This window comes from Nonomuraea antimicrobica (assembly GCF_039536965.1).
GTDB classification, from domain to species: domain Bacteria; phylum Actinomycetota; class Actinomycetes; order Streptosporangiales; family Streptosporangiaceae; genus Nonomuraea; species Nonomuraea antimicrobica.
Genome location: NZ_BAAAZP010000140.1, coordinates 1 through 26,979, shown reverse-complemented (window position 1 = coordinate 26,979; position 26,979 = coordinate 1). Strand labels below are relative to the sequence as shown.

Here is a 26,979-nt window from a genome sequence, read left to right as displayed (position 1 = left end):
GACCGGCCCGCGTAATTCGACCCGAGAGCAGGTGGGGTTGTCCAACAATCGACACGCCGCCACGGCACAACCATCGGATGTGACCGCAGATCTGGACCTCGGCGCGGTCCGGGCCTTCGTGGCCGTCACGGAAGACCGATACTTCAGCGAGGCTGCGGCCCGGCTGGGGATCAGCCAGCAGGCCGTCTCCAAGCGCGTCGCGAAGCTGGAGTCCGACCTCGGCCTGCGGCTGTTCTTCCGCACCCGCAACGGGGCCGACCTCACCTCCGACGGCCGGGCGTTCCTGCACTACGCGCGCGCCCTCGTCGGCCTGGGCGACCAGGCGCTCGAGGCGCTGCGCGGGCGGCGCCGCTCGCTGCGGGTCGACGTGCTGGACACCCGGCTGGTCGCCGTCGACCTGGTGCGGGCCTTCCACCAGGGCGCGACCGACGCGGACGTCGAGGTCGTCACCTCCAACGGGCTCAGGTCCGCCCTCGGCACGCTCTCCGGCGGCTCGGTCGACGCCGCCTTCGCCCGCGTGCGCGGCGCGCTGGACGAGGACCTCCGGCACGTGCCCGCCTACCTCGAACCGGTGCACCTGCTGGTCGGCCGCGACCACCCCCTCGCCGGGCTGGCGCAGGTGGAGCTCGAACGCCTGTCGGGCGCGACGATCTGGATGCCGGGCAACGCCCCGGGCAGCGAGTGGCGCGACTACTACCGGCTCCTCGGGGCCGCCTTCGACCTGCGGATCGACGACTCCGGGCCCGACTTCGGCTGGGAGTGGTTCGTGTCCGAGGTCGGCTCCGGCGGCCGCATCGGGTTCGTGGGCGAACGGTGCCGGGTGCCCTGGCATCCGCGTACGGTGCAGATCCCCGTCGTCGCGCCCGTCCCCGTCTACCCGTGCTCGCTGCTGTGCCACCGCCAGAACCACCACCCGGTGCTGGCGCGGCTCGTCCAGTTCATCGCCGACGGGTTCCGCCCGTACGACCCGCGGCTGCAGTGGCTACCGGAGCCCGACCGCGCCGCCTTCCTGACTCCCGCCGCCTGAGACCTCGCGCTCGACGAGACGAGGCTCTCGGCGTCCTGCGTAACCACCTGGCCCGCATCGCCCGCTGACCGCGCTTGTACTCTGGCCGGTTTTCGGGTGGACGCTCCCGGATCGACGCTCTCGGTTTGACCTGGAGCACACTCCAGCGGTCAAGCTGGCTCCATGCAGAACGCCATGACAACGCGCACGATCGGAAACCGCAGGGTCGGGGCCATCGGACTCGGGGCCATGCCCATGTCGGTGGCCGACCACATGCCGGACGAGGCACAGTCGATCCGCACGATCCACGCGGCCCTCGACGCCGGTGTGACCCTGATCGACACCGCCGACGCGTATTCGCCCTCCCACCAGGACGTCGGCCACAACGAGCGGATCGTGGCCCGGGCCCTGTCCCTGTGGTCCGGCGACGTCGGCGCCGTGCTCGTCGCGACCAAGGGCGGGCACACCCGCACGCCCGGCGGCGGCTGGGACCGGGACGGCAGGCCCGCGTACCTGAAGAGCGCGTGCGACCGGTCGCTGAAGGCGCTCGGCGTCGACAGCATCGGCCTCTACCAGCACCACCGTCCCGACCCGGACGTGCCCTACGAGGAGACGATCGGGGCGCTGAAGGACCTGCACGACGCCGGCAAGATCCAGATGGCCGGCATCTCGAACGCCAATCCCGAGCAGATCAGGCTCGCCCACGGCATCCTGGGCGACCGCCTGGTCAGCGTCCAGAACGAGTACTCCCCGCGCTTCCGCTCCAGCGAGCCGGAGATCGACGTCTGCGCCGAGCTGGGGCTGGCGTTCCTGCCGTGGTCGCCGCTGGGCGGCATCGGGCGTACCGGGGAGCTGAGCGGGCACAACGCGGCCTTCGCCGAGATCGCGGCGGCTCGCGGGGTCTCGCCGCAGCAGGTGTGCCTGGCCTGGGAGCTGGCCCGCAGCCCGGTGGTCGTACCGATCCCGGGCGCCAGCCGTCCCGAGACCATCCTCGACTCCGTCGCCGCGGCCGGTCTCGAACTGACCGAGGAGGAGCTGGCCCGCCTCGGCTGAGGCACGCGGGTCGCACGACGGGCCGGGCTGACAATCCCGGCTGACGGGCTGACAAGGTCGCGCGCGTGGACGACGATGAGGGACCGGATCTCCCACACGAAAGGCAGTTGCCATGCGCTTACGTACCCGGCTGGCACTGGGCGCCGTCCTCACCGCGGGTCTGATGGCCGCCCAGCCCGTCGTGGCGGCCCAGGCGGCGGCGGTGGACTTCGCCGCCGACTCCGGCGACCAGTGCCGCCGCGGCGTCACGGAGGGAACGCTCGACTGGGTGGAAGGGCCCGTCATCCGCCCCGCCGTCCAGGTCAAGGGCACCCTCGCCGACGACCCCGCCACCTCCGTCTGCGCGCCCGACCAGATGCACTCCCAGGCGGTCTTCCACGCCTACCACGGCGCGTCCCTCGTCGACTCCGAGGTGGCCAAGGCGGACGACGGGACGGTCGAGCTGGCCTTCGACCTGTCGGACGCGAGCGGGGTCAGGACGATCGACCGGGTGGTCGTCCAGGTGTGCCGGTACAGCAACACCCCGGTCGGGATCGGCTACTGCGGCAAGGCGGTCGAGTACAAGTCGCCCTGAGGCCGGACGGGAACGCGTGACGGCACGGCGAGGCCCGCCCGGCCTCGCCACCGCGCGAGGATCCACGCCGCCGGATCGGGGATCCTGGAGCCCGGCCAGGCCGAACGGCCGGGCCGGGCCGGGCCGGGTCAGGTCGCGGTCTTGGACTGGGCGGCCTTGGGCTGAACCGTCCTGGACTGGGCCGTCTTGGGGCGGGCCGCCCGGTCGCGGATGAGTTCGGTGGCGGTGGCGGCCCGCAACATCTGCGGATCCAGCAGTTCGGCCCGCCGCCGGGGCAGGCCGCCGGCCAGGGCGGCCTGCGTGAGCGCGGCGCCGAGCCAGCGCGCGTCCACGGGCTGACCGTCAGGCCGCCTGATCAGCGGCTCTCCGGCGGTCCCCGCGCCGTACCTCTCCACCAGCAGGGGGCGGGCCAGCGGCGGTATCGGAAAGGCGACGAGGTCGCCGCGGCTGTTGTGCACGGTGACGATGGCGGGCTCGCCGTCCACCACCGCGCGCAGGTCTTGCAGGGTCAGCCCGGCCAGGGACGCCGGGGGCGCGCCGGTGGCGTCCAGCAGCGCGACGGCGGCGGCCTCGGCGGCCCTGCCGTCGGCGGCCAGCCGGGCGATGCCCCGGCGCAGCAGCAGCCGTTCCTTCCGGGTGAGGGCGGCCGGGCCGGGGTCGGTGAGGTCGTGCCGTACCGCGCCGCTACGCCAGGCGAAGGTGTAGAAGGACGACAGGACGGCGCGTTTCCTGGACACGGTCGTCTTGGCGAGTGGCCTGCCGGGGGTGCGTACTCCGGTGATGAGGGTCCCGGCGAGCGCCCCGTCGCAGTAGGCGTCGAGGTGGGCGCCGGTGACGGCGAGCAGGTCGAGCGCCGGTTCGGTGGCCCGCAGCCAGCGCAGGAACGCGGCCAGCACCTGCAGCCGCGCCTGCCGGGTGGCCGCCGACGACCTCTCGGCCAGCCAGTCGGCCACCGTGCGGTGGGTCGTCGGGGCCAGGGCGTCGACCAGGTCGACATCGTCCCCCGACGCCTCCCCTCCGTCACCGGGCCGCCGACGCGGCAGCAACCCGCCGATCCGCCCCACGCTCCCGGCCCCGGGCCCGCCGCCCTCAGGGTCGCCGCCCTCCGGCTCGCCGATCGCCGACCCTGCCGCCTTCACCGCACCCTCCGGCCCACCCGCGACGACCCCGTCCACCTTCACACCATCCGCGTTCGCACCGCTCGCCTGCACACTGGTGGACTTCACCCCTGCCGCCGTCACCCCGGCCGCCTCCGCTCGGGTGGGCGCCTGGTCGGCGGTCGCCGTCCGGGAGGTGATCGTGCGAGAGGTGGACCTGTGGGCGGGCGCTCTGCCTGCGCCCTCGCCCGGGTGGCCGTCGGCCGGGTGACTCCCGGCCGCGTCGCGCTCGGCCTGGAAGGCTCCAACCGGATCGCCGTGAACCGGGTTCGCCTCGGCCGGGTCGCCGTGTCCCAGGGCGGGAAGAACCTGGTCGGACAGGACGTCCTCGGGGGTCGCCGGGATGAGCCGATCCGGGGCCTGGCGTTCGTCGGCCACTAAGGACGCGCCCCGAGCCCTCACGGCGGAATCCGGAGCGGAGGCGTCGTCGGTTCGGGGCATGCTCAGCACTCGACCCTACCCGCCCCCACCGTAGCCGCAGCCGTGCCCGTCACAGGCATGGGCGTCACAGAGGTGCAGGTGGCCGTCGTGCGGGCGGGAGCGCCCCGGCGGCTTGAGCCAGGCAGTCCAATCATGATCTCGATCTTCTCACGGAGCGGCCCTTCACTCCCCGTTCATGCGCGAATCCCACCCAAGCGCCCACTCTGCCACGAACGAACGGCTGACGCGCGACCACCTACCACGGTGGTGGCGACGCGCTCGACCCGGCGCTCGTCAGGAGGGGACCGCGCGGATCTCCGTCACGGTGAACGCGTCAACGACGTGCCGGTTGTCCAGGAGGAACCCGACCAGCCCCGCGACCGCTTCGGTGCCCGTGGCGGCCCGCGCCTGTCCGCTGAGGAGGTACACCAGAGGTGTGGACGGCTGGTCGAGCGCGAGGTGGCGGCCATGGCGGCGGACGTCCTTCAGTGCCCTGATCGGCATCGGCCGCTCCGAGGTGAACCACACCGCGATCCTCCACAACGGCAACGCCGGGTCTGCGTCGGCGCAGGCGTGGTAGCAGGCGACGCAGCCCTTGCCGGCCTGCAGTCCGTGTGGGCAGGTCCACCGGACGACGTCCTCGGTCAGTTGGCCGCGCGCGTTCAGCTTCGCCTCGCTGACGTGGCGGCGTACTGGTCGTGCCGGCTGCTCGGACGGGGTGATGATGCGGGGAACGATGATCTCTTTCCTTCGGTGAGGTGCTGCGGCGGCAGGTACGGACGGCCGTGGCCGGAACTCGCGACCTCCGGGTCTCGCACGAAAGGGCCGCAGAGGCACAGAGTTCGGGCGAGGTCAGTCGGCGGAGGCATACAGCCGGGTGAAGGAGACGAGATGGTCGATCTTCGCGAAACCGGCGGCCTCGAACAGCTCCCAGGATGGTTCCGGGTCGCCGGCGGCGTACAGGACCGTCTCCGAGGCCGCGTGTTCGCGTAGCAGGGCGTCCGCCTGGAACAGCAGCGCCCGTTCGAGCTCCTCGTCGGCGTGGCCGGCGGCGGCGCCGAACCACCACAGGACGCCGAGGCCGTCGTTCGGTTCCTGGGCGACCAGTTCGGCCGAGGCGTCGTCGTCCCGGGCCTTCAGCCACCAGCCCGGCGGGGCGGTGCTGGCGACGACCTCAACCATCGGGCACCCGGGAGCACGGGGATCGCTAGGCGTCGTACGGCGCAGGTAACGCCAGGAGTCCCGCGCGACGAAGCCCGCGTTCTCGAGGACCTTTCTGGTCACGGGCCGGCGTCCCGTCGGCAGGCCGGCCAGTCCGAGGCCCGGCGCGAGGGCAGTGGCGAAGGCGTGCACGGGTGCGCCGCCGCCCAGCCGGTGGAGCGCGTGGCGGACGAGGGCCGCCACGACGTCCAGCATCTCGTGCCCGTGCAGCCAGAGGATCTGCCCGGCGCGGCGATCGCGGTGTGTCGCGTACGACACGGCTCCCGCAACGTGGCCGTACGGATTCACCAGCACGTCGGTTCGCGGATGTTCGATGTCGTCGCAGGGACCGGGACCGGGACCGGGAAGAGACGTGCCGGTCATCGCCTGGTCGAGCATGTGGGACGTGCACGACGGCTGGCCGGGCAGTCGATCGGCGTCGACGAGGGCGAGTACCGCCTCTCTGTCGGAGTCCTGATAGCGGCGCATTCTCATCCCCGACACGGATGGATGCGCGAGCAGGTCGAAAGGGGCGAGGATCTCGTTCGCGGACAGGGAGTTGCCCGTGCGCGCGGCGGTGCTCATCGCGGCGGACGCGATGGGGCCGGCGGTGTGCGGCGGGATCACCAGGAGCATGAAGCCGTCCTGGCTGCCGCGAATCACCCTGATGGTGTTCGGCGTTGCCGAGAAGCCGCTGACGCGGACGAAACGGCCGTCGACGAGCAGGTGGGCCGGGACGTCGTACCAGGCGGCGGTGTCGAGTCTGACCCGCAGGATGGGACCGAGCCGGTGCTCCAGGAAGCGGACGAGGACGGGCAGCTCATGGTGAAGGTCGGAGGAGTGCGGCCACCAGGCCCCGTCGAGGGCTCCGTCGCGGGTCAGCGTGGGTTCGAGGGACACCCGGGCCGGACGCAGGGTGATAGGCGTGACTGAGGGATCTCGGTTCGGCATCGGTGTGCCGCCTGTCTCCGGCGTTGCGGGCCGGGCGTATCCGGGGCGACGCCGACGCGGTTGCCGACATGCGAAATGTCCCAGGCAACTCACCATACGCCGCCCCGGCCCCGCTCCCCCGTCAACCCACACGGGGATACGAAGGTACGGCCCGAAGCTGATCCGGGCCCGCATCCGGTCATGGGCGCGGGCCGGGCTCAGGACCGCGCCAGGTCAGGCGGCGACGATGTTCTCCGCCTGCGGGCCCTTCTGCCCCTGGGTGATGTCGAAGGACACCTTCTGACCCTCGCGCAGCTCACGGTAGCCGCCGTTGGCGACGATGTTGGAGTAGTGCGCGAAGACGTCGGGGCCGCCGCCGTCCTGCTCGATGAAGCCGAAGCCCTTTTCGGCATTGAACCACTTGACGGTTCCGGATGCTATGACGATCTCCTTCAGAGATTACCGGGACGCAATTCGCACCGCGCGAATCGCCGGGTCGCCGCAATGAGAGCCCATCCGGAGATGACCGGATACAAAAACGCACCTGGAAATAAACTCTGCCAGGTGCGTACAAAGTCATTTTATGGGTAGACTATTGCAACGGCTTCGAGGTTACCACAGCTTTTCGGAGCGCCGGACCGGTCCCGTCCGCAGGCGACCACGCAGCACTCGAACGCTGTGCCGCAGGGGCGGCCGATCCGCTGCCCACGGGCCATCCGGGCCGCTCGGCAGCCAGCGGGGCGCCGTTGACGCCACCCGCCTACTCCTCCTTGTGGATCGTGACAGCTTGCACCGCTGTCAGGAGAACCGTGTGCACGGGCGATTCGTGCCGCGTCGCGGCGGAGCCATGCGCGTACTCGTCGAGCACGACGGTGTTGCGGGATCGATCCAGCTCGACGACAGCCCCTTTGAGCGACTGCCCGCCGTACAGGTGAAGTGTCACCCGCTGCTCCTTGCCTTCCACGCTGGACAGCGCGTACACCCACACGTCCACGTTCGCCATCTCGTCCTCCACGACTCTCCAGCCAATCCCCCCGCGCCACCGCGCACACCCCGATCTCCCTGGACTCCCCGGACAAGCCGTGACCCGAGCATGGCAGGCCCGTCCTACCCAAAGCAGGACTTCCATCTACAGAGACGACCTTAAATGAGGAATCAAAACCGGAGACTATCAGCAGAAATCATGCCCTTGGCTTTAGGCTCAGTTGGGGTTGAGCGTCCGCACAAGGATGTTCAGGTGCGAGCAGGAACCATCGTGCAGCGTCCCGGCCTGGAGAGCCGGACGCGTTTTTCCTGAAGCTGGTCCGGCCGGCTCCGTGATCCCTGAGCCGAGGGCGGTGTTTCCGGAAGTCGCCTATACACCTACTTCCGGAATTAGGGAATTCCGGGAAGTACAAGGTAGAGTGAAAACACCGAGGACTTTTCGAGCGTTGGCATTCAGGTCGGCGTCGCCCCCGGCGAACCATCACCGGCCCCTTCAAGTGGGGCCCGGACAGGTCAACGACCATGACGCCGGCACTTCTTTCTCAGTCCGCACCGCTCAGTCCCGTCTCGTCGGCGATTCCTCGGGTCGATTCCGTGCTACGGCTCAGTCTCCACCCGGTGCTGGATCGGCGAGCCGCGGTGGACGGCGCCTGGTGGCCCTTCTCCCGCGACGCGGCCACCGAGTTGCCCGGCCTCATCGCCGCCGTCGACCAGCGGCTGGGGAGGACCACGCTACTGGTAGGCGTGTGCCGGGACGCGTGGCAGCACATCCCGCGCCGGATCCCGGCACGCGGGCGGCCGGTACGCATCAGCTGGTTCCGCCACGCCGACCCGCGCCTGGTCGCTCTGTTCTTCGCCACCGGCGAGCCCGTCGTCCTGCTGGTCATCCCACCGGACACCGCCGCCGGCCCTGCCGAGGCCGCGCTCAAGCTCACCGCCCAGAACACCGCCGACCTGACAGCCGATGACATCGTCACCTTCGCACGCTTGCCGCCCGGCCCCGCTCCGCCTCTGCGCGGGACGGCCACCGAGAGCGCGGCCTGCTGGGAGAACGAGTGCGGGTCGGTCACCGACCAGGAGACCCCTCCTTCAGCGGACAGCCCTTGGCCGGTGTGACCCGTGTGCCGTCTGCCGGCCGGATCGAACAGTTCAAGGACCGCCCGATCCAGGCGGACCGACGTTCTGGTCAGCAGGCATCTCATCCCATCTCAGCTTCTCCAAAAAGGAGATATTCCATGACTGTGACCGACACCGCCCCTTTCGGCGTGGCCGACTCCTCGCGGCCGACCACCGTCCGCCTGTCGGGCGAGATCGACATCTTCACCACCGCAGCGCTTCGCCAGCAATTGCTGAACACGCTGAAATACAGCACGAGCCTGCTTGTCATCGACCTGTCGCAGGTGTCGTTCTGCGACGCCGGCGGCTTGGCCGTCCTGGTCGGCATCCGGCACCGCGCCCGGACGATGGGAATCACCTTGGTCCTGAGCGGGCCCCGCCCGTTCATGTCCCGACTGCTTCGCCTCACCGGCCTGGGCCGCAGCTTGCCGGTGGTGGTGGCCTGATCCGGGTGCGCGCCCAGACCCCGCTGGCCCGGGTGGGATCGCCGTTCCCGCACGCCCAGGAGCGCCACTGACGATCCACTCCGGAGCTGAATGCTCGTCGGCACCCGATAACGGCATATGAGGCACCTCAGACCACACGTCCACTTGCTCATCGGCGGTCAAGAACGCGCCGAACTCCCCAGTACAGCCCCCTCCCCCGGCCTGGGCCACCGGCTCGCCGACCTGCTGCCCGGTGCCGCGTCTGAATTCCTGCGCGGACAGCTCGTTCCTGGTTGACGCCGTCGTGCTGCGCTCGGTGGCTCAGCCTTGGGCGCGGCCGGATCGAGCGGCTTGGCGACACGGCAACCCCAGATCAAAGGCGACGACACCGTCAAGCGCCGGCCGGGTCGCGGGCCATGGCGAGGACCGTCCCCCGGTAGAGCGATCCCGGGTCGCGGCCCAGCGCGGCCCAGGCTTCGGTGGCCTCGGCGAGCCGGTGGTGCAGGCGCAGCCCCTCGCGGTCCTCGTCCAGCCAGTCGTGCAGGCGGGGCCAGGACCGGATGAGGGCCTCGTGGCCGATCTCGACGCCGTCGCGGTCGAGGGTGATCAGGCGGGCGCGGGCGAGGTGCTCCAGGACGGCGCCGGTGTCCGGGTCGTCGTCGAGCTGGTGGCGGCCGATGCGGCGCTTGGTGTCCTGGGTGCCCTCGCCGAGGGCGGTCAGGCGCGGGAAGACCTGCCGGGCCAGCCGCCGCCGCCCGGGGCCGAGCGCGGTGTAGGTGTCCTCGGCCGTCCTCGCGACGGCCTGGCTGAGGCCGCCCGCCGCCTCGTACGCGGCCGGCGTCAGAGCGACGCCGCAGCGCCTGAGCCAGGTCTCCAGCAGGGCGTGGGAGACCAGCGGCAGGGCGCCGGGCTGCCCCGCCGCGTCGGCGACGATCCGCGCTGCCGGCGCGCCCTCCACGATGTGCCCGGCGCGCACGCCGGGCTGCATGACGGCCTCGCGCAGCTCGTCGGCGGTCATCGGGCCGAGCGGCAGATGAGCCTCGGGCAGTGCCGCCAGCAGGGCAGGATGGCCGGTGCAGTGGGCGTAGAAGTCGGCCCGCACCCCGATGACGAGCCGGCATCGGCTGTTGCCGCCGGTGGCCGCGGTGAGGAGCAGGTCCAGGAAGCGGGCGCGTTCCCCCTCGTCGCGGCAGAGGGTGAAGACCTCTTCGAACTGGTCCACGATCAGCAGGATCTCGGCCTCGGCCGGCTCGCCGTCGAGGGCCTGCCCGGCCAGGCGGTACAGCGCCCGGGGGTCGCCTGCCGGCTCGTCGCGCAGCGGGCCAGGGGTGCCGCCGACGACGCCCGCGAGCCGGATGGCGCACTCCTCCAGCGGGTGCGTCCCCGGCGTGAACAGCAGAGCCCGCCAGGACGGCCGCCCGGCACGGACCCCGGCCAGCAACCCGGCGCGCAGCAGCGACGACTTGCCCGCGCCCGAGGCGCCGAAGAGCATGACGATCCGGCGTTCGGCGACACGGGCCAGCAGCTCGTCGTCATGCGTTCGCGACCGAAGAACCGCGCCGCGTCCTCCTCCTGGAAGGCGGCCAGGCCCACGTACGGGGAGGCGGCGTACGGAGAAGCGGTGTCGTCATCGCCGGGCTTCGCCGCTTCCTCGCTGATACGCCGCCAGCGGGCCTCCAACTCGGCCTCGTCACCGCCGCAGGCGCCCACAGAGGCCAGCGTCACCGCCAGCGTGGGCGGCTTTCGGCCCGAGGCGGCCTCCGACAGCGTCGCGGCGGAGTAGTGGGCACGCTGGGCGAGCACCCGGTAGGTGGGATCGCCGGCCTTCCTGCGCAGGGCGCGCAGGTCGGCCGCGAAACGTGACGACGAGCTGTCTCCCGTGTCCAGCGGACGCTCTGGCCGAGGCACCTGCGCTGTCCCTCCTCCGGGTCCGCCGCCACGCCGACGAGGTGATCAGCTCGATCTAACAAGCGCCGCTTACCTCGCGCAAGTGACTCAGTGGAATCCGGTGCGGGGTTCGCATGGGCCGCCGGGTCCGCGTCTGGCCGGGACGTCTCGATTCCGTTGTGGCCTGGCATTCCCGGTAAAGTGCGCGTTCCATGAGAGAAACCGCACAGGACGACATCGGCCAGGCGCTGCTGCGCGCGTTCGCCGAGCAGGGGTACGAAGCGGCGCTGCCCGACCTGCACACCATCAGCGTGCGACTGCCCGACGGCACCACCGCGAACGCCGACATCAGCGCCTGGCGCGACCACGCCGCGAATGCGGGCCCCGGTGCGCTCCAGGAGGCCGCGGCCGGGTACGCCGCCCAGGCCGCCGCGGCGTTCGGCCGCGGCTCGGAGCGGATCCGGGACCAGGACCTGCGCATGCGCCTGTACACCGACGACGCCCTCGGCGAGATGCGCGACTCGCTGGTGACCAGGCGGCTCGCCCCCGGGCTGATCGAGACCGTGGTCGTCGACTACCCGGACTCGATCATGCCGCTCGACCGGGCCCGGCTCGGCGACGCGCCGCAGGACGCCGCCTTCGGGGCCGCCGTGGCGCATTCGCTGGCCGAGGAGCACTACGCGAGCACCAGCAGCGTCGGGGGCGTGCCGGTGACGCACATCGGCGGCACGCACCGGTACGTCGGCGCGCACGCGCACGTCCTGCGCCGCCACACCGGCCAGGCCCCGTACGGCGCGCTGGTCTCCTTCCCGTTGCCCGAGTACGTGCTGGTCCACGAGATCGGCGGCGAGGCGCACCTGTTCGCCGCGATGGAGGCCGTGCAGGACCTGTCGCGGCGACTGTACGACACGGGCGACAAGGCGCTCTCCCCGCAGGTCTACTGGTGGCGTCCCGGCCGCCACGAAGAGCTGCCCGAGGCCGAGGCCCTGCGCAGCGGCCTGGTGCCGGACCTGCGCCCGGTCGGCGTCCAGGTGGACCACCAGGAACGGAGCGTGGCGTTCCAGAGCGCGGACACCGGCGAACTGGCCGAGCTCTGGATGCGCGACCACGGCTGAGCACCCTGCCGGGCGCCCGCCGTGGTTCGTTCCCGTCAGGAGGGGAGCGGCGAGCCTGGGCAGGTGCCGGTGCGCCGCCCGGTCTCGAAATAGTCGACGATCTTGGTGATGCAGCCGGGCACCCGGGCCGCGGAGCCGTGCACGTCGTCGTCGATGGTCGCCAGGGTCCCGCCGATGGTGTCGTGCATGTCCAGCGTCCCCTCGTACGGGGCCAGGGTCTCGTACCGGTGGCCGGACAACATCAGCGAGCCGCTCCCGCGCCTGACCGAGGTCTCGTCCGCCACCGGCGGCCAGCCCGCGCACGTCGGCACGTAGGCGCTGGATCGGCCGGTCACCGGGTAGAGCCGCACGCGCCGCTGGTACGCCTGCCACGCCGGCTCGAACGCGCGCGAGCCCGAGTCCTCGTTGCAGACGTAGGCCAGGTTGGCCGTCCTGTCGGACCCGTCGCCGCGCGAGCCGCCGCCGAACACCTTCTTGACGGCCGGCGGCGCCGTCGGCCCCTTCGCGTCCGCCAGTTCCCTGACCGCCTGCGCGACGTCGGGCCAGCTCGTGCTGGAGCGGCCCGCGGCCTCGGCGAGCCGGCCCCCGTCCACGGTGAGGCCGGGGTCGGTGAACGTCAGCGGCTCGGCGTCGAGCGACTTCCGCAGCGCCGTCAGCGCCGACACCACCTCCTCACGGGACGCGCCCAGCCCGTAGGCGGCGTCGCGCTCGGCGATCCAGGCGGCCATCCGCTGGAAGACGCGGTCGCTCGCCATGGCGCGCAGTTCGGCCGCGTGGTCCCGGCCGCGATCGGGCGGCGCGACGCTGTCGAGCCACATCCGGTGCACCTTGTCGCCGTACAGGCTGCGCAGGACGGCCCCGAGCCAGGTCCCCCAGGAGACGCCGTAGAAGCTGATCTTCGGCTCGCCGAGCGCGGCACGGATGCGGTCGAGGTCGCGGGCCGCGTTGGCGGCGGTGAGCTGCCTCAGGAAGGCGGGGTTCGAGCGGGCGCACGCCTGGTTCCTGGCGGCCGTCTCGTCGTAGACCCTTCTGGCCCGCTCCTCGGTGACCGGTCCTGGCTGGCTCTCGCCCGGGCTCAGGGCGCAGGCGGTCTTGGTGCTGCGGCCGACGCCCCTGGGGTCGAACCCGATCAGGTCATGGCGTTCGTCCAGCGGCACGCCCTTCGTGACGAGCTCGATCGGCATCAGGTAGCCGCTGCCGCCCGGCCCGCCCGGGTTGACCGCCAGGCTCCCGATCCTGCGCTTCTGGTCGGTGGCCTTCAGCCTGGTCAGGGCGACGGTGATCGGCGTGCCGCCCGGGTCGGCGTAGTCCTGGGGAACGTTCAGGGTGCCGCACTCCGCGCGGCCGAGCACCCGCCTGAACGTCGCGAACTGCTCCTCCGTCAGCCCTCGTGAGCGCAACTCCTCGTCGGAGTACGCCGGGCACTGTCGCCACACGATGGAAGCCGGCCTGACCTCGGCGCCGGCCGGGGCGGGCGGCGCAGCGACCAGGGAACTCGTCAGCAGAGCGCCCAGCGCCACGCCGGTCGCGGTCGCACGGTTCACGAATGGAGTCCTTTCCTCGGCGAAAGGACCAGTCATGCGCCATCGGCCGTTTCCTCGGCGTTTCCGTTCGAGGCCGTGCCGGTCCCGCGCGCGTCCGCCGGAGTCCGTGTGGCTCAGGGTGAGCGGGCCGGGTTGTCGTCGGAGTCGTGGGTCATCCATTGCACGAGCCTGGCGAGCCCGGCGCCCACGTCATGGGCGGGCTCGTCGGCGGCTGCCTGCTGCCGCGCCTGCCGGTACACCTGCGCGGGCGAGACGGGGGTGGTGTCACGCCGCACCACGAAGCCCGGCGTCCGACGCTCCGTACGGCTTCCCGGGCGGCGTCCGACGTCGGTCCCCGCTCGGACGGAGGCGAGCACCCGCGCCTGCGGACCCGAGCGTGCAGGTTCGGGACCGAGGTCGAGAACCTCGTCGATCTCCGCTTCGGTCAACGGCCTGTCGAACGTGGCCACCGCCGCGAGGAGCCGCCCGTAGAGCTCCATCTCATCGAGAAGCACGCGATCATTGATCCGAGGATCAAAGTTCCCCCCCACTACCCCTCCTTCCTGTGATCGTTTCCACTGCCCGCGCTGTCTTCCTGATCGTCCAGGAAGGGGACGTCGGCACCTATCTGTTCGACCAGTTGATCTCGCGCGACCTTGATGTACCCGCGCACTGTTCCGGGGGCGACTCCCAGCCAGTCGGCTATCTCGCGAGTGGTCCACTGCTCGTTCCAGCGTAGGAAGGCGACGCGCTGCCGCATCGGCGGCATCTGCTCGACGGCCGACCAGCACCTCCGCAACGCCAGCGTGGACAGGACCTGGTCGAAGGCTCCGCCGCCGGGTGGACGGGCTCGGGGAGGTCGGCGCAGGGCTGCTGACGCCGGTTCCTGCGCCACTCGTCGATCGCCTTGTTCCGCAACACGGCGAACAACCACCTGCGCCGGCCCTCCAGATCCCGGGCGGCGAGTTCGTCCCAGCACAGCGCGGCCTCCTGGAACGCGATGTGCACCAGGTCCTCTGCGTGTGCCCGGTCCACCTGGGGGAGCTTGCAGGCGTATCGGAACAGTGCCGATGCGGCCTGGACATACAGCCTTCCCACTTGGTCGGCGATCTCCGGGGGGATCCGGGCGGTCACCCGCCGTCCTCGGCTCGTGGCCGAGTGCGCTGCCTGCCCAGGGTGATCCTCATCATCTGGCCTCCGGGGCCATCCTGCTGTACGACCACGGTGCCCGGGGGAGCGTCGGTCACCAGTGCCACGAAGGTCCGGCGCCGCTGCCGTTCGATGATGATCCGAAAGGCCCCGCTCAAGGCCATGATCGCCAGCAGCGTCGCAACGGCCCGCCAGGAGATGAGCCCGAAGATCGCGCCACCCGTCACCGTCACCCCCCACGCCCCGCCGAGGTTCTTGTCTGCCGTCACACTCCTACATCGGACGAAACCACGAAACCGTTCGGCCCGGCGTGCCGAACATGGAAACAGGCCCGCTCAGGGGCGCTGCGGCTGGTAGTGCAGGGCGGTGATCCCGCACTCGAACGGACGGGCCGTGACGAGGCTGAAGCGCTGGGCGGCGGCCAGGTCGGGGAAGACGGGCATGCCGGTGCCGATCGTGGCCGGGTTCACGAACAGGTGGAGCTCGTCGAGCAGTTCGTGGGTGATCAGGCTCGACACCAGGGTGCCGCCGCCGTAGGCGATGAGATCGCCGCCGGGCTGGGACTTGAGCCGGTTGACGGTCTCGACCAGGTCTCCCCCGGCCACGGTGGCGTTGGGCCAGGGCGACTCGGCCAGGCTGTCGGAGATGACGACCTTGGGGGTGTCGTTCATCCAGGCGATGCCCTCCTTGGTCTCGCCCTCAGGCCCGGCCGCCCAGGCGGGGATGAACCCCTCGGCGAGCCTGCGGCCCAGCACGATGTGGTCGACCGACTCCATCAGGGCCTCGACGTAGGTGTTGAGGTCGTCGCTCCAGGAGGACGTCACCCAGTCCATCTCGCCCTTGGGACCGGCCATGTAGCCGTCGATGGTGGTCTGGACCTGGAGCTTGAACGTACGCATGAGGTGTTTCCTTCTGGTCGGCGCTTCATGTGCCCCCCAGCGTGGCGCACACCCCTTACGAAAGGGTTACCGTGTGCCGCTCCCCGACCGTAAGCCGGAGCCGTCCGTGGCGCGACGGTCAGGAGCGTGGCGCGTACATGATGACCGCCACCCCGGCCAGGCAGATCAGCGCGCCGATCACGTCCCACCGGTCGGGGCGGAACCCGTCGGCCACCATGCCCCAGGCCAGCGACCCGGCCACGAAGACGCCGCCGTACGCGGCCAGGATGCGGCCGAAGTTCTGGTCGGGCTGGAAGGTGGCCACGAACCCGTACGCGCCCAGCGCCAGCACCCCCGCGCCGATCCACCACACGCCGCGCCCTTCGCGCCAGCCCTGCCAGACGAGCCACGCGCCGCCGATCTCGGCCAGGGCCGCCAGGACGAACAGGGCGATGGACCGCAAAACGGTCATAGAACCTCACCTCGGGTCAGACGCCGACGGGCAGCCCGTGCCGCTCGCCGACACGGCGGATCTCCTCCAGCGGGTACGGCGCCTGCCTGCTCTCGCGCTGCAACCTGCGGTAGAAGCCCCTCATCACCGCGGCCAGCGGGCTGTACCTGGTCAGGATCGCCGCCACCCCGGCCGGCACCCCGCCGGGCCGTTCACCGTCGGCCCAGGCCCGCACCAGCGCGTCGCGCTCGTCGGTGTCGGTCGTGTGGAGCGCCCAGGCCAGCCAGCCCACGAACTGGCTCATCGTGTACGTGCGGTCGTAGGAGGCGTGCACCCGCAGGAAGGCGCTCTCCTGCGGCGACAGGGCGAAGCGCGAGGAGGTGGCGAGCCCGAAGTCGGTGAAGTAGAGGCTGTGGCCGTCGGTGAGGATGTTCTCGAAGTGGGCGTCGAAGTGCAGCAGCCCCCGCGCGTTCATGAACGTCACCCCCTCGCGCAGGCCCCGGTCCACCATGGCGCAGGCCCGTTCGGCACCGTCGGAGCGCACCTGGGCGGCCAGCCAGGTGTGCAGGTCGTGCGGGAAGTGTTCGAGGAACAACGTGAGGCTCGCCGAGGAGGTGCGCAGCGCGTGGAGCCGGCGGCGCACCTCCTCGCCGCCGCCCCAGTAGGCGACGGTCCGTTCCTCGTCGGCCAGCTCTTCGGGCAGGGCGGGCGCGGGTTGCGGCAGCACGCGCCAGTGGTACATGAGCGGGAATCCGGTGAACTGCCCGGACAGCACCCAGTCCGTGGTCATCGTGTGCGCCGCGAGCTCCCGCCAGGCGCCGAAGCCGGGTGAGCCGATGCCGTACTGGCAGAAGGGCGGCAGGCCGAACACGTTGGCCGTGGAGCGCGCGTGGACGGGCTGCCGTTCGAGGTCGGTGAGGGTGACACGCTTGACGAAGACGGGGGTGCCCTCGACCTCCAGCAGCGCGGAGGTGCCGCCGATGCCGCTGCCGAGCGGGACCGCCCGCTCGGCCAGCAGTTCGGCCAGCTCGTGGTCGCCGCGCAGGGCCAGGGACGTGGAGACGGCGGCGTAGCCGCTCAGGCGACGCTCGCGTGACCTGGGCTGGTCGTCGTCCACCGGAGTCCTCCGTGATCTGCTGGCTCGGCCGGGCGGCCAGCCTAGCGGCCACGCCGCCCGGGCGCGTCAGCAGGAGACGACCAGCAATGTCATGATCACGCACAGGAGCACGACCATGGCCAGCACCCCGGCCACCTCCCAGCCGCTGACGTGCGCCGCGAAGCGCTGGGGCCCCTGCCGGGCGGCCTGGGCGTTGAACGCGTCCAGCCGGTGGGCCAGCCCCGGCCCGCTGTTCTTCAGCTCCACCTCGATCGCCTCCAGGATGAGTCGCTCCTGGGGTGACAGGCCCTCCACGGCCGTCACTCCGCCTCGATCGCACGTCCGCCGACGTGGGGATGGTGCAGGTCGAAGGCGGGCCGTTCGGAACGGATGCGGGGCAGGCTGGTGAAGTTGTGCCGGGGCGGCGGGCACGAGGTGGCCCACTCCAGCGAGTTGCCGAACCCCCAGGGGTCGTCGAGGGTGACCCTCTTCCCCTTCCGATGCGTGTACCAGACGTTGTAGAGGAACGGCAGCACCGAGGCGCCCAGGAGGAACGATCCGATCGAGGAGATCCGGTGCAGGTCGGTGAAGCCGTCGACGGCGCTGTAGTCGGCGTAGCGGCGCGGCATGCCGAGCATGCCCAGCCAGTGCTGTACGAGGAAGGTGGCGTGGAAGCCGATGAACAGCATCCAGAACTGCACCCTGCCGAGCCCGTCGTGCAGCATCTTGCCGGTCATCTTCGGCCACCAGAAGTAGAACCCGGCGAACATGGCGAACACGACGGTCCCGAAGACCACGTAGTGGAAGTGCGCCACGACGAAGTAGCTGTCGGTGACGTGGAAGTCGAGCGGCGGTGAGCCCAGGATCACCCCGGTCAGCCCGCCCAGCAGGAAGGTGACCAGGAAGCCGACCGAGAACAGCATCGGCGACTCGAAGCTCAGGTGCCCGCGCCACATCGTGCCCGTCCAGTTGAAGAACTTCACGCCGGTCGGCACCGCGATGAGGAAGGTGAAGAAGGAGAAGAACGGCAGCAGCACCTGCCCGGTGGGGAACATGTGGTGCGCCCATACGGTCATCGACAGCCCGGAGATGGCGATGGTGGCGCCGACCAGGCCGATGTAGCCGAAGATGGGCTTGCGGCTGAAGACGGGCAGGATCTCGGTGATGATGCCGAAGAACGGCAGCGCGATGATGTAGACCTCGGGGTGGCCGAAGAACCAGAACAGGTGCTGCCAGAGGATGGGGCCGCCGTTGGCGGGGTCGTACACGTGGGTGCCGAGCTTGCGGTCGGCCTCCAGCGCGAGCAGGGCGGCGGCCAGCACGGGGAACGCCATCAGCACGAGCATGCTGGTCAGCAGCACGTTCCAGGTGAAGATCGGCATCCGGAACATGGTCAGGCCGGGCGCGCGCATGCAGATGATCGTGGTGATGAAGTTGACCGAGCCGAGGATCGTGCCCAGGCCCGCCAGCGCCAGCCCCATGATCCACAGGTCGCCGCCCGGGCCGTGCGAGAAGACCCCGTCCGACAGCGGCGTGTACGCGAACCAGCCGAAGCTGGCCGCGCCCGAGAAGGTGAAGAAGCCGCTGACCGCGATCAGCCCGCCGAACAGGAACAACCAGAAGCTGACGGCGTTGAGGCGGGGGAAGGCCACGTCGGGCGCGCCGATCTGCAGGGGCATGACGACGTTGGCGAACCCGGCGAACAACGGGGTGGCGAACAACAGCATCATGATCGTGCCGTGCATGGTGAAGAGCTGGTTGTACTGCTCGTTGGTCACCAGCGCCAGGTCAGGGCTGAACAGCTCGGCACGCAGGATCATCGCCATGACGCCCGCCCCCAGGAAGAACGCGAACGAGGCGATCAGGTACAGGTAGCCGATGATCTTGTGATCGGTGGTGGACAGCCAGCTCGCCAGGCGCCGCCCGAGGCCCTTGGACGGGTCGGGCGGCGAGGTCGACGGTTCTTCGGTACGCGCTTCGTCTATAGCCACCGAGACCCCCCATTTGCCCCGTTGTGCTCGCGACGCCCGACCTGAATGGCGTTTTTCCAGGTCAGAACCGCTATGACGGGCTTACCCCCTGCACTGGGACCTATGCTCGGCCCTCATCCCGCCGCCCCTCATCCCCGGCGGAAGCCCGGGAGAGCCCAGGGGGGAGGCGCCGCACCGGCCGCCCCCCGCCGGAGGGCCTCCGATAACCTCCTGAACGTCCAGTTTTGGAGGAAACGACTTGTCGGGGGTTGTCGCGGCGTTCGCCGCCTTGGTGTCGGTCGCCGTACTCGGCTACGTCATCGGCGTCGTCGGGCTGCTGCGGCCCAGCGACGAGCTGGTGCTGTCGCGGCTGGCGTTCTTCGTGGCGACACCGGCGCTGATGTTCGCCACGGTGTCGCGGGCCGACCTGGGCGCGCTGGTGTCGCCGGTGCTGCTGACCGAGGTCATCGCGGTGGCGTTCACGCAGCTCGTGTTCGTGCTGGTGGCCACGCTCGCGTGGCGGCGCACCGCGCGGCAGGCCACGATCGGCGCGCTGGCCTCCTCCTACGTCAACGCCGGCAACCTGGGCGTGCCCATCTCCCTGTACGTGCTGGGCGACGCCGCCCTCATCGCCCCCATCCTGCTCTTCCAACTCCTCGTCCTGACGCCCGTCTCCTTCCTGATCCTCGACAAGGGCTCGCGCTCGCCGCGCGCCGCCCTGCTGCTGCCGCTGCGCAACCCGCTCACGGTCGCCTCCCTGCTCGGGCTCGCACTCGCGCTCAGCGGGATCTCCCTGCCGGTCCCGGTGATGCGCCCGATCGACCTGCTCAGCGGCGCGGCCGTCCCCGTCGCGCTGCTGGCGTACGGACTGAGCCTGTACGGCTCGCGCCACGCGGCCCCCACCCCCGAGGAGGACGGCGTCGGCAAGGACCTCGGCCTGGCCGTGGCGCTCAAGGCCGTCGCGCAACCCGCCGTCGCGTACGTCACCGCCCGCTTCGCCCTCGGCCTCGACGGCACGCACCTGCTGGCCGCCACCCTGTTCGCGGCCCTGCCCACCGCCCAGAACATCTACGTGTACGCCGTCACGTACGACACCGGCAGGCGTCTGGCCCGCGGCGCCGTGCTGGTGACGACGGGCCTGTCCATCCCGATCATGACCGCGATCGGGGCGGTCCTGGGCTGAGCGGAGTCCGCCGGGAAAAATTTCCCGGAATCCGGGTCGATCCGTGTCGATCCACGCCCGGCCCGTTCGACGCCTGGGTGACGGACAACGACAACCCCGATGAAGGGACCGGTCATGCAGAAGATCACCACGTACCTCTGGTTCGACAACCAGGCCGAGGAGGCCGCCACGTTCTACAGCTCGCTGTTCGCCGACTCGCGGATCCTGGAGGTCCAGCGCTACGGCGAGGCCGGGCCGGGCCCGGCCGGCACGGCGATGACGGTCTCCTTCGAGCTGTCCGGTCAGCGGTTCGTGGCGCTGAACGGCGGGCCGGAGTTCACCTTCACCGAGGCCATCTCCCTCTACGTGGACTGCGAGACGCAGGAGGAGGTGGACGAGCTGTGGGCCAGGCTCACCGCGGACGGCGGCCAGGAGTCGCAGTGCGGCTGGCTGAAGGACCGGTGGGGGCTGTCCTGGCAGATCATCCCCCGCCAGTTGCCCGAGCTGCTGGGCCACCCCGACCCGGCCAAGGCGCAGCAGGTCATGAAGGCCATGCTGGGCATGCACAAGATCGACCTCCAGGCGCTGCGCGAGGCGGCCGGGTCGGCGTAGCGGTCCTCGGCGCCGCCCGGCGGCGCCGCGACGGGCCGGTGTGCGCCGCGCCGGGGTCACGGCTCAAGCGTGTCCAGGAACTCCCGTACGGCGGCGGCGAAGGCGGCCGGGTCGTCGTCGTGCGCCCAGTGGCCGCAGCCGGGCAGCTCGCGCAGCACGGTGCCGGGGCGGCGCGCGGCCATCTCGCGGGCCATCGCGGTGGGCAGGACGAAGCTGTCCAGACCGTGCACGAGCAGCGCCGGGCAGCGCGAGCCGAGCCAGTCGGCCCACCAGTCGCCGACGAGGGCCTGCTGCGAGGCCATCATGTCGTCGTGGTCGAACAGCAGCCCCCAGCCGTCGGGGTGCTCGACGGCGCTCTCCAGGAAGTAGCCGGCGTCGGGGATGCCCTGGGCCTCGATGGCGCGGCGCAGCGCGGCCAGGGTGGGGGCGCGGCGCGGCCAGCCCCGTACGTCGAGGACGGGGTGCGGGATGTCGGGCCGCCGGTTGAACGCGCCGCCGTCCTCGACGATCAGGGCCCGGACGAGGTCGGGGTGGCGGGCGGCCAGCCGGAACGCGGTCACGCCGCCCATGGAGTGCCCCAGCACGACGACCGGTCCCAGCCCGAGCCCGCGCAGGAAGTCGGCGGCGTCGGCCACGTAGGCGTCGGGGCTGAAGTCGCCGTCACCCCGTCCGCTGTGCCCGTGACCGCGCTGCTCAAGAGCGATCACGCGGTGACGCGGGGCCAGCGACTCGGCCAGCGCCGCGAACGCCCGCCCCCTCCCGAAGTGCCCGTGCAGCGCCAGCACCGGCACTCCGGTCTGCCGGGCCTCGAACCAGGCCAGGCGAACACCGCGAACGTTCGCGAAATGCTCCGTCAGCACCGTCTCCCCGTGGGTCTCCGCGCTCGTCACCGCCGCCGCCTCCGTGATCGTTGGAAGCCGTTAGCATAACGATCGTCATGTCTATTCGGCAAAACAGTCGTCATGCAAATAGGCTGTGCACTCTTGCCCACCCGTCCGGCCGACGGGCCCGCCGCCGGTCGTCGCGGGAGGAAGGAGCCGAGGTGGCCAGGCCCCGCGACCCGCGACGCCGTACCGAACTGCTCGACGCGATCGTCGCCTATCTCGCCGAGCACGGCATCGCCCAGCTCTCCCTGCGCCCCCTCGCCAAGGCGCTCGGCCACAGCACGTACGTCCTCACCCATCACTTCGCCGGGAAGGACGAGCTCATCAGCGCCGTCCTGGCCCACCTCGACCGGCGGCAGAAGGCCCGGTTGGCCGCCCTGCCCGCCCCGGAGACCGGTCTCGGCGACGTCGTCCGCGCATCCTGGGCCTGGCACGTCGGCGAGGACCTGCCCATGGTGCGGCTGCTGCACGAGATCGAGGGCCTGTCCGCCGCCGGCCGGCTCACCGGCCCGTACGTGCCCAAGATGCTCGGTGACCGCGCCGAGTACGTGGCGGAGGTGCTGCGCGCCCACGGGGTGCCCGAGCAGGACGCGTTGCGCAAGGCCACCCTGCTCAACGCCGCCTACGCGGGCCTGCAGATCGACTACCTGACCACCGGCGACGAGGAGCGCGTGCGGGCGGCGCTGGACGAGCTGGCCGACACCGCCGACACCTGGACCCGCCGCTCCTGACCACCGTTCGGCCCTTGGATGCCACCGTTCGGCTCAGGCGCGCAAGAGCCTGCGAGCGCACGTCACCCAACTGCGCTCAAGGCGCCCGCCACGATGGGGGGTGGGAAGGATGTCCCTGGGCCGGATGGTCAGGGGGTGCCGACGAGTCGCAGCAGCCGCCGCGCCTCCTGTACCAGCCTGGTCGACCCCTTCCTGGCCGCGACCGCCGCCACCTCGGGCAGCTCCGCCTTCGCCCCCGCGATCCTGGCCGCCCGCGCCCCCGCCGCCAGCAGGTCGGCCGCTCCGGCTCGGGGGCGTTCGCCGTCGCCGGGCAGCAGCCCCGCCAGCGTACGGGCGATGATCGCCCACACGGCCTCGTGCGCCCCCGCCTGCGTGGCGTCGTCGAGGACGGACACCACCCGGTTCAGCTTGACGAAGTCCGCCGTGACCAGCTCCGTCACCGCCTGCGCCAGCTCCGGCACCGGCACCTCGCCGCGCGCCGCCAGGGTGAGGAAGGCGTCGGTGGCGATGCCTCGGTCGGCGGGGTTCACGTGGCCCATGCCGCAGACCAGGGCGGCGGCGGTGGCGGCGCCGAGCGGGCCGTCGCCGTGGACCAGCGCGGCCAGCGCGCGGGTCTGGCCGTCACTGGAGTCCATGGACCACTGCACGTAACCGGACAGGTGGGCCGCGGCGAACTCCCGGTGGGCGGGCATCGCCAGGGGCCACCACGTCAGCGTGTAGGTGTGACCGGACTTCGTCTCGTACAGCGCGCGAAACTCCTCAAGCAGCCGCGGATCGGACGGGCCAGGGCCGGAGCCACTCGTTCCCGGCAGGCCGGAGTCGGGCGGGGTGAGCTGGGCGCTGAGTTCCGGCCAGTCCGAGCCCTCATGGCCACGGCGGCGGTGCACGGACACGCGCACGCCGGGGTCGGCCGGCCCGCCGCCGCGCATCCACCCCGCGCACACGCGCCCCGCCTCCGACGGCACCCGGACCGCCCGCTCGACGTCGTCAGGCGCGAACGCGCGCGGCAGCCGCAGCAGCGCCTGGGCCAGGTCGGCGGGCAGGGCGGGGACGCCCGCGGCCGCCAGCCGCTCCAGACGGTCGAGCAGGACGCCCGGGTCGAGGTGACCGGTGCCGGACGTGGGCGTGGCCAGCAGCACCGGACAGCCCGTGCCCTCCTCGAACGGCGTCACCAGCTCCAACGCCCGCCGCAGGTAGAGCCGGTCGATCGGGCCCGGCTCGACGGGACGCCGCCGCCGCTTGACCGACTCGCGCGTCACCTCCCTGCTGTGCTCGGGGGCGGCGAAGGCGAGGAAGGCACGGTTGACGGCCTCGATGAGACCCTCGTGGATCTCGCTGCCGTAGAGGCCGTACTGATAGGGCTCGAACGGCTGCCACCACGGGCGCAACGCCGCACGAAGCCTGTCGGGCTCCCGGTGCGACCACTCGGCCAGGCCGGAGAGCAGGCGTTCGTAGGCGTAGACGTCGGACCGCCAGCCGAGGGCCGTCAACTCGTGGGCCAGCTCCTCCGGCGAGGCGATGGGCGGCGGCATCGACGGGCCCTGGGCGACCGCCAGCACGGGCGCCTCGGGTGACGGAGCCGCGAGGATGCCGCCGCCGTACGCCTCTGACACCCGCTCCCGCAGCTCGTCGGGCAGCTCAGTCGCCGCCTGCCGGACCGCTTCGCGGCCCACCGGCCCCGCCTGCGGCGCCAGCTTGACGGCCAGCCGTACGGCGCGCTGCTGGAGGGCGAGCGTGTCCTGCGTGAAGATCGGCGACAGCGCCTCCAGCACGGTGTCCACCCGCCCCGAGACGCGCAGCACCGCGTCGCCCGCCCACGACACCGCCGCCCGCTGCAGCTTCTTCTCCGGACGGAACGCCAGCGCCGCCAGCGCCTCGGCGAACAGCTCCTCCTCCAGCCGCCCCGCCTCCTCCAGCCGCCGTAACTGCGCCAGCGCCAGATCGGCCACCGCGACCGGCCCCGCGGGCAGCAGCCGCGCGTAGTCTCGGGCATGCCCCGCGGACTCGTCGAGGTCGAGGTCGAGCCGGTCGTGCAGGCCCGCGAGCTGGACCGGCGCCCCTGGGCCGTCGCGCAGCAGGCGTCGGACGAGCGCGTCGACGACGGCAACGCGATCGAGCCGGCCGTCGCCGAGCAGCCCCATCACCGTCTCGGCGAGCTCCCACAGGTTCGCCTCGGGCAGGCCGTCGATGTCGAAGAGCCTGTCTCGGTAGGCGGCGAACAGCGGGTCACCGGCGGCCGTGCTCGGGCGCAGCGCCTGCAGCCAGCCCACCATGAACGCCGCGTCGCCCGGCGCCTCGATGCCCGTCTCGCGGACGAGCTCGGCCGCCACCTGCCAGTGCCGCAGCTCCGGCAGCCGCATACGGGCGGCCAGGCGGCGGGCCACGTCGGCCTGCCACTCCACGGGCCGCCGCCGCAGCAGGCCGAGCACCTGCCCGCTCTCGCGCCCACCACTCCCCCAGCGGAACTCGCGCCTGCACAGCCACGCGGTGACCGCCGCCGCGCCGCTCATGACGCCCACGCCCGCCAGCAGCAGCGGCCTCGCCTCCCGGCTCCACTCCGTCCAGTCGGCCGCGCGGCCCCGCCGGGTGACGTGACCGGGCAGCTCCGCCGCGACCGCCTTGCGGCCGGACGCGTCCAGCTCGGTGATGAACCGCACCGTCCCCGGCACATCGCCCGCCTGGACCAGCTTGAGCAGGTCTTCCCACACGTTCACGCGCACGCCTCCCGGCCAATTCACCTGGAACCACCACAGACGGCGACCACGGCGGGCTCGGGCAACCATGCGCGTGAGCGCACGCGCGCCCGCCGCCACCGCATCGACCATGGCCGGGACCCTAACGAAGGCCCACGACAATTCCGGGATCATGCCCTGACCCCATAGAACGTGTTATGATCATTTTGTCATGGATAGTCATGACTCATCAGCGCCTCGCATGATCCTCACCGGTGACCCCGACAGCGCCGCCGCCCTCTTCGTCGCGGCCATGAACACCGGCGATCCCCGCGCACTCGACCACGCCTACGAGGACGCCGCCGTCCTCGTCCCCGTGCCCGGCCACCCCGTCACCGGGCAGGCCCGGCTGGCCGCCAACCGGCACTTGCAGAGCTTCGGCCTGCCGATCGAGGCGCGCCCGCGCCACGCGTACGTGGCCGGTGACATCGCCCTGCTCATCGTCGACTGGTCGACGCGCGGCACCGAGATCGACATGAGCGGCACCGCCTAACCCCGGCGGGTGTTCCCGGGGTGGCGGGCCCGCCCGCTCGACCTCGATCGCGCTCCCCGCAGGACGGCGCTACAGTGGCGTGCCTTCCCGTCCCCGTCCCCCGGTCCGGAGCCGCCGCCGATGACGTACGCCCCGCTCGCCGCCGCCTACGACGCCGTGGCCGCCCGCTACGCCGAGTGCATCCCGGGCCGCTACCACGAGACCCCGCTGCACCACGCGATGATCCCCGCCTTCGCGGCCATGGTCCTGGCGGGCGGCGGCGGCCCGGTGGCGGACGCCGGCTGCGGGCCCGGCCACGTCACCGCGCACCTGAGCGCTCTCGGCGTGGACGCGTTCGGCGTGGACGTGTCGCCGGAGATGGTCGCCCGCGCCCGCGCCGACCATCCGGGGCTGCGCTTCGAGGTCGGCCTGATGGGCGCGCTCGACGTGCCCGCCGCGGCCCTGGCCGGGGTGGTCGCCAACCACTCGATCATCCACACGCCGCCCGAGCTGCTGCCGGAGACATTCGCCGAGTTCGGCCGGGTGCTCGCCTCCGGCGGTCTGCTGCTGCTCGGCTTCCCCGGGTACGAGGGGCCGGAAGGGCTGGCGGAGCCGTTCGACCACATGGCGTACCCGGCCCACCGCTACGCGCTCGACGGGGTGGCCGGGTTGCTGCTGGAGGCGGGGTTCGCCGAGGTCGCGCGCCTGGTCGTCGCGCCCGGGGAGGACGCCAGGCGCGGGTTCCCCACGGCGTACCTGCTGGCCCGCCGCACCACGGGCTGAGCCCCGGCCCGCGCGCTCAGGCCGCGGGCGCGGGGTCCACGTCGAGGACCGCCTTGCCCGCGACGCGCCGGTCCAGCAGCGCGCGGGCGGCCTCCTCGACGCGGTCCCAGGTGCCGCGCCAGTCCACCTCCGGCGACAGCCTGCCCTGCGCGACGAACGCCAGCAGCGTCGCCAGGTCGGGCCCGAGCCCGTGGACGTCGCCGAAGGTGCTCATCGTCTTGGCGGGCCCCACCGAGAACAGCGAGTACGGCTCGAACACCGCCGGCTCGCCGGAGGCCCACCCGATGTTCTGCACGCCTCCGCCCGGCGCGAGCAGCTCCCAGGCGGCGGCGAGCTGGGGCCCGCCCACGTTGTCGAGGACGAGGTCGACGGGCCGGTCGACGCCCTCCAGCCCGACGACCACCGCGTGGGCGCCCAGCTCGGCCAGCCCTTCCGCGCGGGCCGGAGAGCCCACGGAGGCGATGACGTGGGCGCCGCCCAGGGCCGCGAGCTGGACCGCGTACCGGCCGACGCCGCCGGCCGCGCCCGTGACCAGCACCGTGCGGCCCAGGATCGGGCGGGAGCGCAGGGTGCGCAGAGCGGTCACCCCGGCCATCGGCAGCGCGGCGGCCTGCGCCAGCCCGACCTCGCCGGGGACCTCGGCGACCGCCGTGGTGTCCACGGCCATGC

General features: G+C 71.9%; 29 protein-coding genes and 2 pseudogenes. 11 read left to right on the top strand and 20 right to left on the bottom strand.

Features of this window, described 5'->3' with window-relative positions:
* Positions 1 to 79: 79 nt before the first annotated feature.
* From ABD844_RS35010 to ABD844_RS35000, 3 genes are all read left to right on the top strand, one after another.
* Positions 80 to 1,027, top strand: a complete 948-nt coding sequence (locus ABD844_RS35010) for a LysR family transcriptional regulator (RefSeq protein WP_344887497.1) — start codon at positions 80 to 82, stop codon at positions 1,025 to 1,027.
* Between the two features lie 174 nt (positions 1,028 to 1,201).
* Positions 1,202 to 2,059 (top strand): aldo/keto reductase, encoded by an 858-nt coding sequence (locus tag ABD844_RS35005; RefSeq protein ID WP_344887494.1) that lies wholly within the window; start codon positions 1,202 to 1,204, stop codon positions 2,057 to 2,059.
* Between the two features lie 112 nt (positions 2,060 to 2,171).
* A complete protein-coding gene (locus ABD844_RS35000) occupies positions 2,172 to 2,633 on the top strand; it encodes a hypothetical protein (RefSeq protein ID WP_344887491.1) in 462 nt (153 codons plus the stop codon).
* 128 nt (positions 2,634 to 2,761) lie between these two features.
* Here the strand turns inward: ABD844_RS35000 and ABD844_RS34995 are convergent, their stop codons facing one another.
* The 5 genes from ABD844_RS34995 to ABD844_RS34975 form a co-directional block, all read right to left on the bottom strand.
* Entirely contained in the window at positions 2,762 to 4,231 is a 1,470-nt protein-coding gene (locus ABD844_RS34995) for a hypothetical protein (protein WP_344887488.1), read from the bottom strand.
* A gap of 273 nt (positions 4,232 to 4,504) precedes the next feature.
* Positions 4,505 to 4,738, bottom strand: a complete 234-nt coding sequence (locus ABD844_RS34990; RefSeq protein ID WP_344887485.1) for a hypothetical protein — start codon at positions 4,736 to 4,738, stop codon at positions 4,505 to 4,507.
* A gap of 324 nt (positions 4,739 to 5,062) precedes the next feature.
* Positions 5,063 to 6,310, bottom strand: coding sequence for a DUF5994 family protein (locus tag ABD844_RS34985; RefSeq protein ID WP_344887482.1), 1,248 nt, complete (start codon positions 6,308 to 6,310; stop codon positions 5,063 to 5,065).
* Positions 6,311 to 6,574: 264 nt separating this feature from the next.
* On the bottom strand, positions 6,575 to 6,781 hold the full coding sequence (locus ABD844_RS34980; RefSeq protein WP_344887594.1) for a cold-shock protein: 207 nt from the start codon (positions 6,779 to 6,781) through the stop codon (positions 6,575 to 6,577).
* A 319-nt stretch (positions 6,782 to 7,100) separates the two neighbouring features.
* Entirely contained in the window at positions 7,101 to 7,343 is a 243-nt protein-coding gene (locus ABD844_RS34975) for a hypothetical protein (protein WP_344887479.1), read from the bottom strand.
* 503 nt (positions 7,344 to 7,846) lie between these two features.
* Here ABD844_RS34975 and ABD844_RS34970 point away from each other — a divergent pair.
* On the top strand, positions 7,847 to 8,440 hold the full coding sequence (locus tag ABD844_RS34970) for a DUF5994 family protein (protein WP_344887476.1): 594 nt from the start codon (positions 7,847 to 7,849) through the stop codon (positions 8,438 to 8,440).
* A gap of 119 nt (positions 8,441 to 8,559) precedes the next feature.
* The gene (locus ABD844_RS34965) at positions 8,560 to 8,886 is read left to right on the top strand and encodes an STAS domain-containing protein (protein WP_344887473.1); all 327 of its coding nucleotides are present in this window, start codon (positions 8,560 to 8,562) and stop codon (positions 8,884 to 8,886) included.
* Between the two features lie 370 nt (positions 8,887 to 9,256).
* Here ABD844_RS34965 and ABD844_RS34960 read toward each other — a convergent pair whose 3' ends face one another.
* Both ABD844_RS34960 and ABD844_RS53375 read right to left on the bottom strand, forming a co-directional pair.
* Positions 9,257 to 10,387, bottom strand: coding sequence for an nSTAND1 domain-containing NTPase (locus ABD844_RS34960; protein ID WP_344887591.1), 1,131 nt, complete (start codon positions 10,385 to 10,387; stop codon positions 9,257 to 9,259).
* A gap of 209 nt (positions 10,388 to 10,596) precedes the next feature.
* Positions 10,597 to 10,668 (bottom strand): annotated as a pseudogene (locus ABD844_RS53375) (hypothetical protein); the annotation flags it as partial.
* Positions 10,669 to 10,964: 296 nt separating this feature from the next.
* Here ABD844_RS53375 and ABD844_RS34950 point away from each other — a divergent pair.
* Complete coding sequence (locus ABD844_RS34950; protein WP_344887467.1) at positions 10,965 to 11,867, top strand: hypothetical protein; 903 nt, start codon at positions 10,965 to 10,967, stop codon at positions 11,865 to 11,867.
* A gap of 35 nt (positions 11,868 to 11,902) precedes the next feature.
* Here the strand turns inward: ABD844_RS34950 and ABD844_RS34945 are convergent, their stop codons facing one another.
* The 10 genes and pseudogenes from ABD844_RS34945 to ctaD all read right to left on the bottom strand — a co-directional run bounded on the left by ABD844_RS34945 (position 11,903) and on the right by ctaD (position 18,949).
* Positions 11,903 to 13,411 carry an alpha/beta fold hydrolase gene (locus ABD844_RS34945; RefSeq protein WP_344887464.1) on the bottom strand — a complete coding sequence of 503 codons (1,509 nt, stop codon included), beginning with the start codon at positions 13,409 to 13,411 and terminating at the stop codon, positions 11,903 to 11,905.
* A gap of 113 nt (positions 13,412 to 13,524) precedes the next feature.
* Positions 13,525 to 13,905, bottom strand: coding sequence for a hypothetical protein (locus tag ABD844_RS34940; RefSeq protein WP_344887462.1), 381 nt, complete (start codon positions 13,903 to 13,905; stop codon positions 13,525 to 13,527).
* A gap of 35 nt (positions 13,906 to 13,940) precedes the next feature.
* Positions 13,941 to 14,285: an RNA polymerase sigma factor gene (locus ABD844_RS34935; protein ID WP_344887459.1), complete on the bottom strand. Its 345-nt coding sequence runs from the start codon at positions 14,283 to 14,285 to the stop codon at positions 13,941 to 13,943.
* 41 nt (positions 14,286 to 14,326) lie between these two features.
* A pseudogene (locus ABD844_RS53370) lies at positions 14,327 to 14,425 on the bottom strand (hypothetical protein); the annotation flags it as partial.
* 95 nt (positions 14,426 to 14,520) lie between these two features.
* Complete coding sequence (locus ABD844_RS34930) at positions 14,521 to 14,808, bottom strand: hypothetical protein (protein WP_344887457.1); 288 nt, start codon at positions 14,806 to 14,808, stop codon at positions 14,521 to 14,523.
* Positions 14,809 to 14,874: 66 nt separating this feature from the next.
* Positions 14,875 to 15,438: a dihydrofolate reductase family protein gene (locus tag ABD844_RS34925; RefSeq protein ID WP_344887455.1), complete on the bottom strand. Its 564-nt coding sequence runs from the start codon at positions 15,436 to 15,438 to the stop codon at positions 14,875 to 14,877.
* 118 nt (positions 15,439 to 15,556) lie between these two features.
* Entirely contained in the window at positions 15,557 to 15,889 is a 333-nt protein-coding gene (locus tag ABD844_RS34920) for a YnfA family protein (RefSeq protein ID WP_344887453.1), read from the bottom strand.
* A 16-nt stretch (positions 15,890 to 15,905) separates the two neighbouring features.
* Positions 15,906 to 16,985: a protein kinase family protein gene (locus ABD844_RS34915; protein ID WP_344887451.1), complete on the bottom strand. Its 1,080-nt coding sequence runs from the start codon at positions 16,983 to 16,985 to the stop codon at positions 15,906 to 15,908.
* Between the two features lie 66 nt (positions 16,986 to 17,051).
* Complete coding sequence (locus ABD844_RS34910; RefSeq protein ID WP_344887449.1) at positions 17,052 to 17,288, bottom strand: DUF3040 domain-containing protein; 237 nt, start codon at positions 17,286 to 17,288, stop codon at positions 17,052 to 17,054.
* The gene (gene ctaD / locus ABD844_RS34905) at positions 17,285 to 18,949 is read right to left on the bottom strand and encodes an aa3-type cytochrome oxidase subunit I (RefSeq protein WP_344887588.1); all 1,665 of its coding nucleotides are present in this window, start codon (positions 18,947 to 18,949) and stop codon (positions 17,285 to 17,287) included. Before ctaD ends, ABD844_RS34910 begins: the two co-directional genes overlap by 4 nt.
* Before the next feature lie 244 nt (positions 18,950 to 19,193).
* Between ctaD and ABD844_RS34900 the strand changes: the two genes are divergently transcribed.
* Both ABD844_RS34900 and ABD844_RS34895 read left to right on the top strand, forming a co-directional pair.
* A complete protein-coding gene (locus tag ABD844_RS34900) occupies positions 19,194 to 20,117 on the top strand; it encodes an AEC family transporter (protein WP_344887447.1) in 924 nt (307 codons plus the stop codon).
* Positions 20,118 to 20,231: 114 nt separating this feature from the next.
* On the top strand, positions 20,232 to 20,708 hold the full coding sequence (locus ABD844_RS34895; protein WP_344887445.1) for a VOC family protein: 477 nt from the start codon (positions 20,232 to 20,234) through the stop codon (positions 20,706 to 20,708).
* 56 nt (positions 20,709 to 20,764) lie between these two features.
* Here ABD844_RS34895 and ABD844_RS34890 read toward each other — a convergent pair whose 3' ends face one another.
* The gene (locus tag ABD844_RS34890) at positions 20,765 to 21,598 is read right to left on the bottom strand and encodes an alpha/beta fold hydrolase (protein ID WP_344887443.1); all 834 of its coding nucleotides are present in this window, start codon (positions 21,596 to 21,598) and stop codon (positions 20,765 to 20,767) included.
* Between the two features lie 152 nt (positions 21,599 to 21,750).
* On the opposite strand from ABD844_RS34890, the gene ABD844_RS34885 reads away from it, so the two are divergent.
* Positions 21,751 to 22,323, top strand: a complete 573-nt coding sequence (locus ABD844_RS34885) for a TetR/AcrR family transcriptional regulator (protein WP_344887441.1) — start codon at positions 21,751 to 21,753, stop codon at positions 22,321 to 22,323.
* Between the two features lie 128 nt (positions 22,324 to 22,451).
* On the opposite strand, the gene ABD844_RS34880 is transcribed toward ABD844_RS34885, so the two are convergent.
* Positions 22,452 to 25,037: a DUF6493 family protein gene (locus ABD844_RS34880; protein ID WP_344887439.1), complete on the bottom strand. Its 2,586-nt coding sequence runs from the start codon at positions 25,035 to 25,037 to the stop codon at positions 22,452 to 22,454.
* Between the two features lie 220 nt (positions 25,038 to 25,257).
* Between ABD844_RS34880 and ABD844_RS34875 the strand changes: the two genes are divergently transcribed.
* Positions 25,258 to 25,548 carry a YybH family protein gene (locus tag ABD844_RS34875; RefSeq protein WP_344887437.1) on the top strand — a complete coding sequence of 97 codons (291 nt, stop codon included), beginning with the start codon at positions 25,258 to 25,260 and terminating at the stop codon, positions 25,546 to 25,548.
* 120 nt (positions 25,549 to 25,668) lie between these two features.
* On the top strand, positions 25,669 to 26,310 hold the full coding sequence (locus tag ABD844_RS34870) for a class I SAM-dependent methyltransferase (RefSeq protein ID WP_344887435.1): 642 nt from the start codon (positions 25,669 to 25,671) through the stop codon (positions 26,308 to 26,310).
* 16 nt (positions 26,311 to 26,326) lie between these two features.
* Here the strand turns inward: ABD844_RS34870 and ABD844_RS34865 are convergent.
* Positions 26,327 to 26,979: zinc-binding dehydrogenase (locus ABD844_RS34865; protein ID WP_344887433.1), on the bottom strand; the 653-nt coding region annotated here is incomplete at its 5' end.

Coding starts and splice junctions, on each gene's coding strand:
- ABD844_RS35005 (WP_344887494.1), top strand. CDS start 1,202: ATGACAACGCGCACGATCGGAAACCGCAGGGTCGGGGCCATCGGACTC.
- ABD844_RS34875 (WP_344887437.1), top strand. CDS start 25,258: ATGATCCTCACCGGTGACCCCGACAGCGCCGCCGCCCTCTTCGTCGCG.
- ABD844_RS34965 (WP_344887473.1), top strand. CDS start 8,560: ATGACTGTGACCGACACCGCCCCTTTCGGCGTGGCCGACTCCTCGCGG.
- ABD844_RS34895 (WP_344887445.1), top strand. CDS start 20,232: ATGCAGAAGATCACCACGTACCTCTGGTTCGACAACCAGGCCGAGGAG.
- ABD844_RS34920 (WP_344887453.1), bottom strand. CDS start 15,889: ATGACCGTTTTGCGGTCCATCGCCCTGTTCGTCCTGGCGGCCCTGGCC.
- ABD844_RS34995 (WP_344887488.1), bottom strand. CDS start 4,231: ATGCCCCGAACCGACGACGCCTCCGCTCCGGATTCCGCCGTGAGGGCT.
- ABD844_RS34950 (WP_344887467.1), top strand. CDS start 10,965: ATGAGAGAAACCGCACAGGACGACATCGGCCAGGCGCTGCTGCGCGCG.
- ABD844_RS34925 (WP_344887455.1), bottom strand. CDS start 15,438: ATGCGTACGTTCAAGCTCCAGGTCCAGACCACCATCGACGGCTACATG.
- ABD844_RS34970 (WP_344887476.1), top strand. CDS start 7,847: ATGACGCCGGCACTTCTTTCTCAGTCCGCACCGCTCAGTCCCGTCTCG.
- ABD844_RS35000 (WP_344887491.1), top strand. CDS start 2,172: ATGCGCTTACGTACCCGGCTGGCACTGGGCGCCGTCCTCACCGCGGGT.
- ABD844_RS34870 (WP_344887435.1), top strand. CDS start 25,669: ATGACGTACGCCCCGCTCGCCGCCGCCTACGACGCCGTGGCCGCCCGC.
- ABD844_RS34975 (WP_344887479.1), bottom strand. CDS start 7,343: ATGGCGAACGTGGACGTGTGGGTGTACGCGCTGTCCAGCGTGGAAGGC.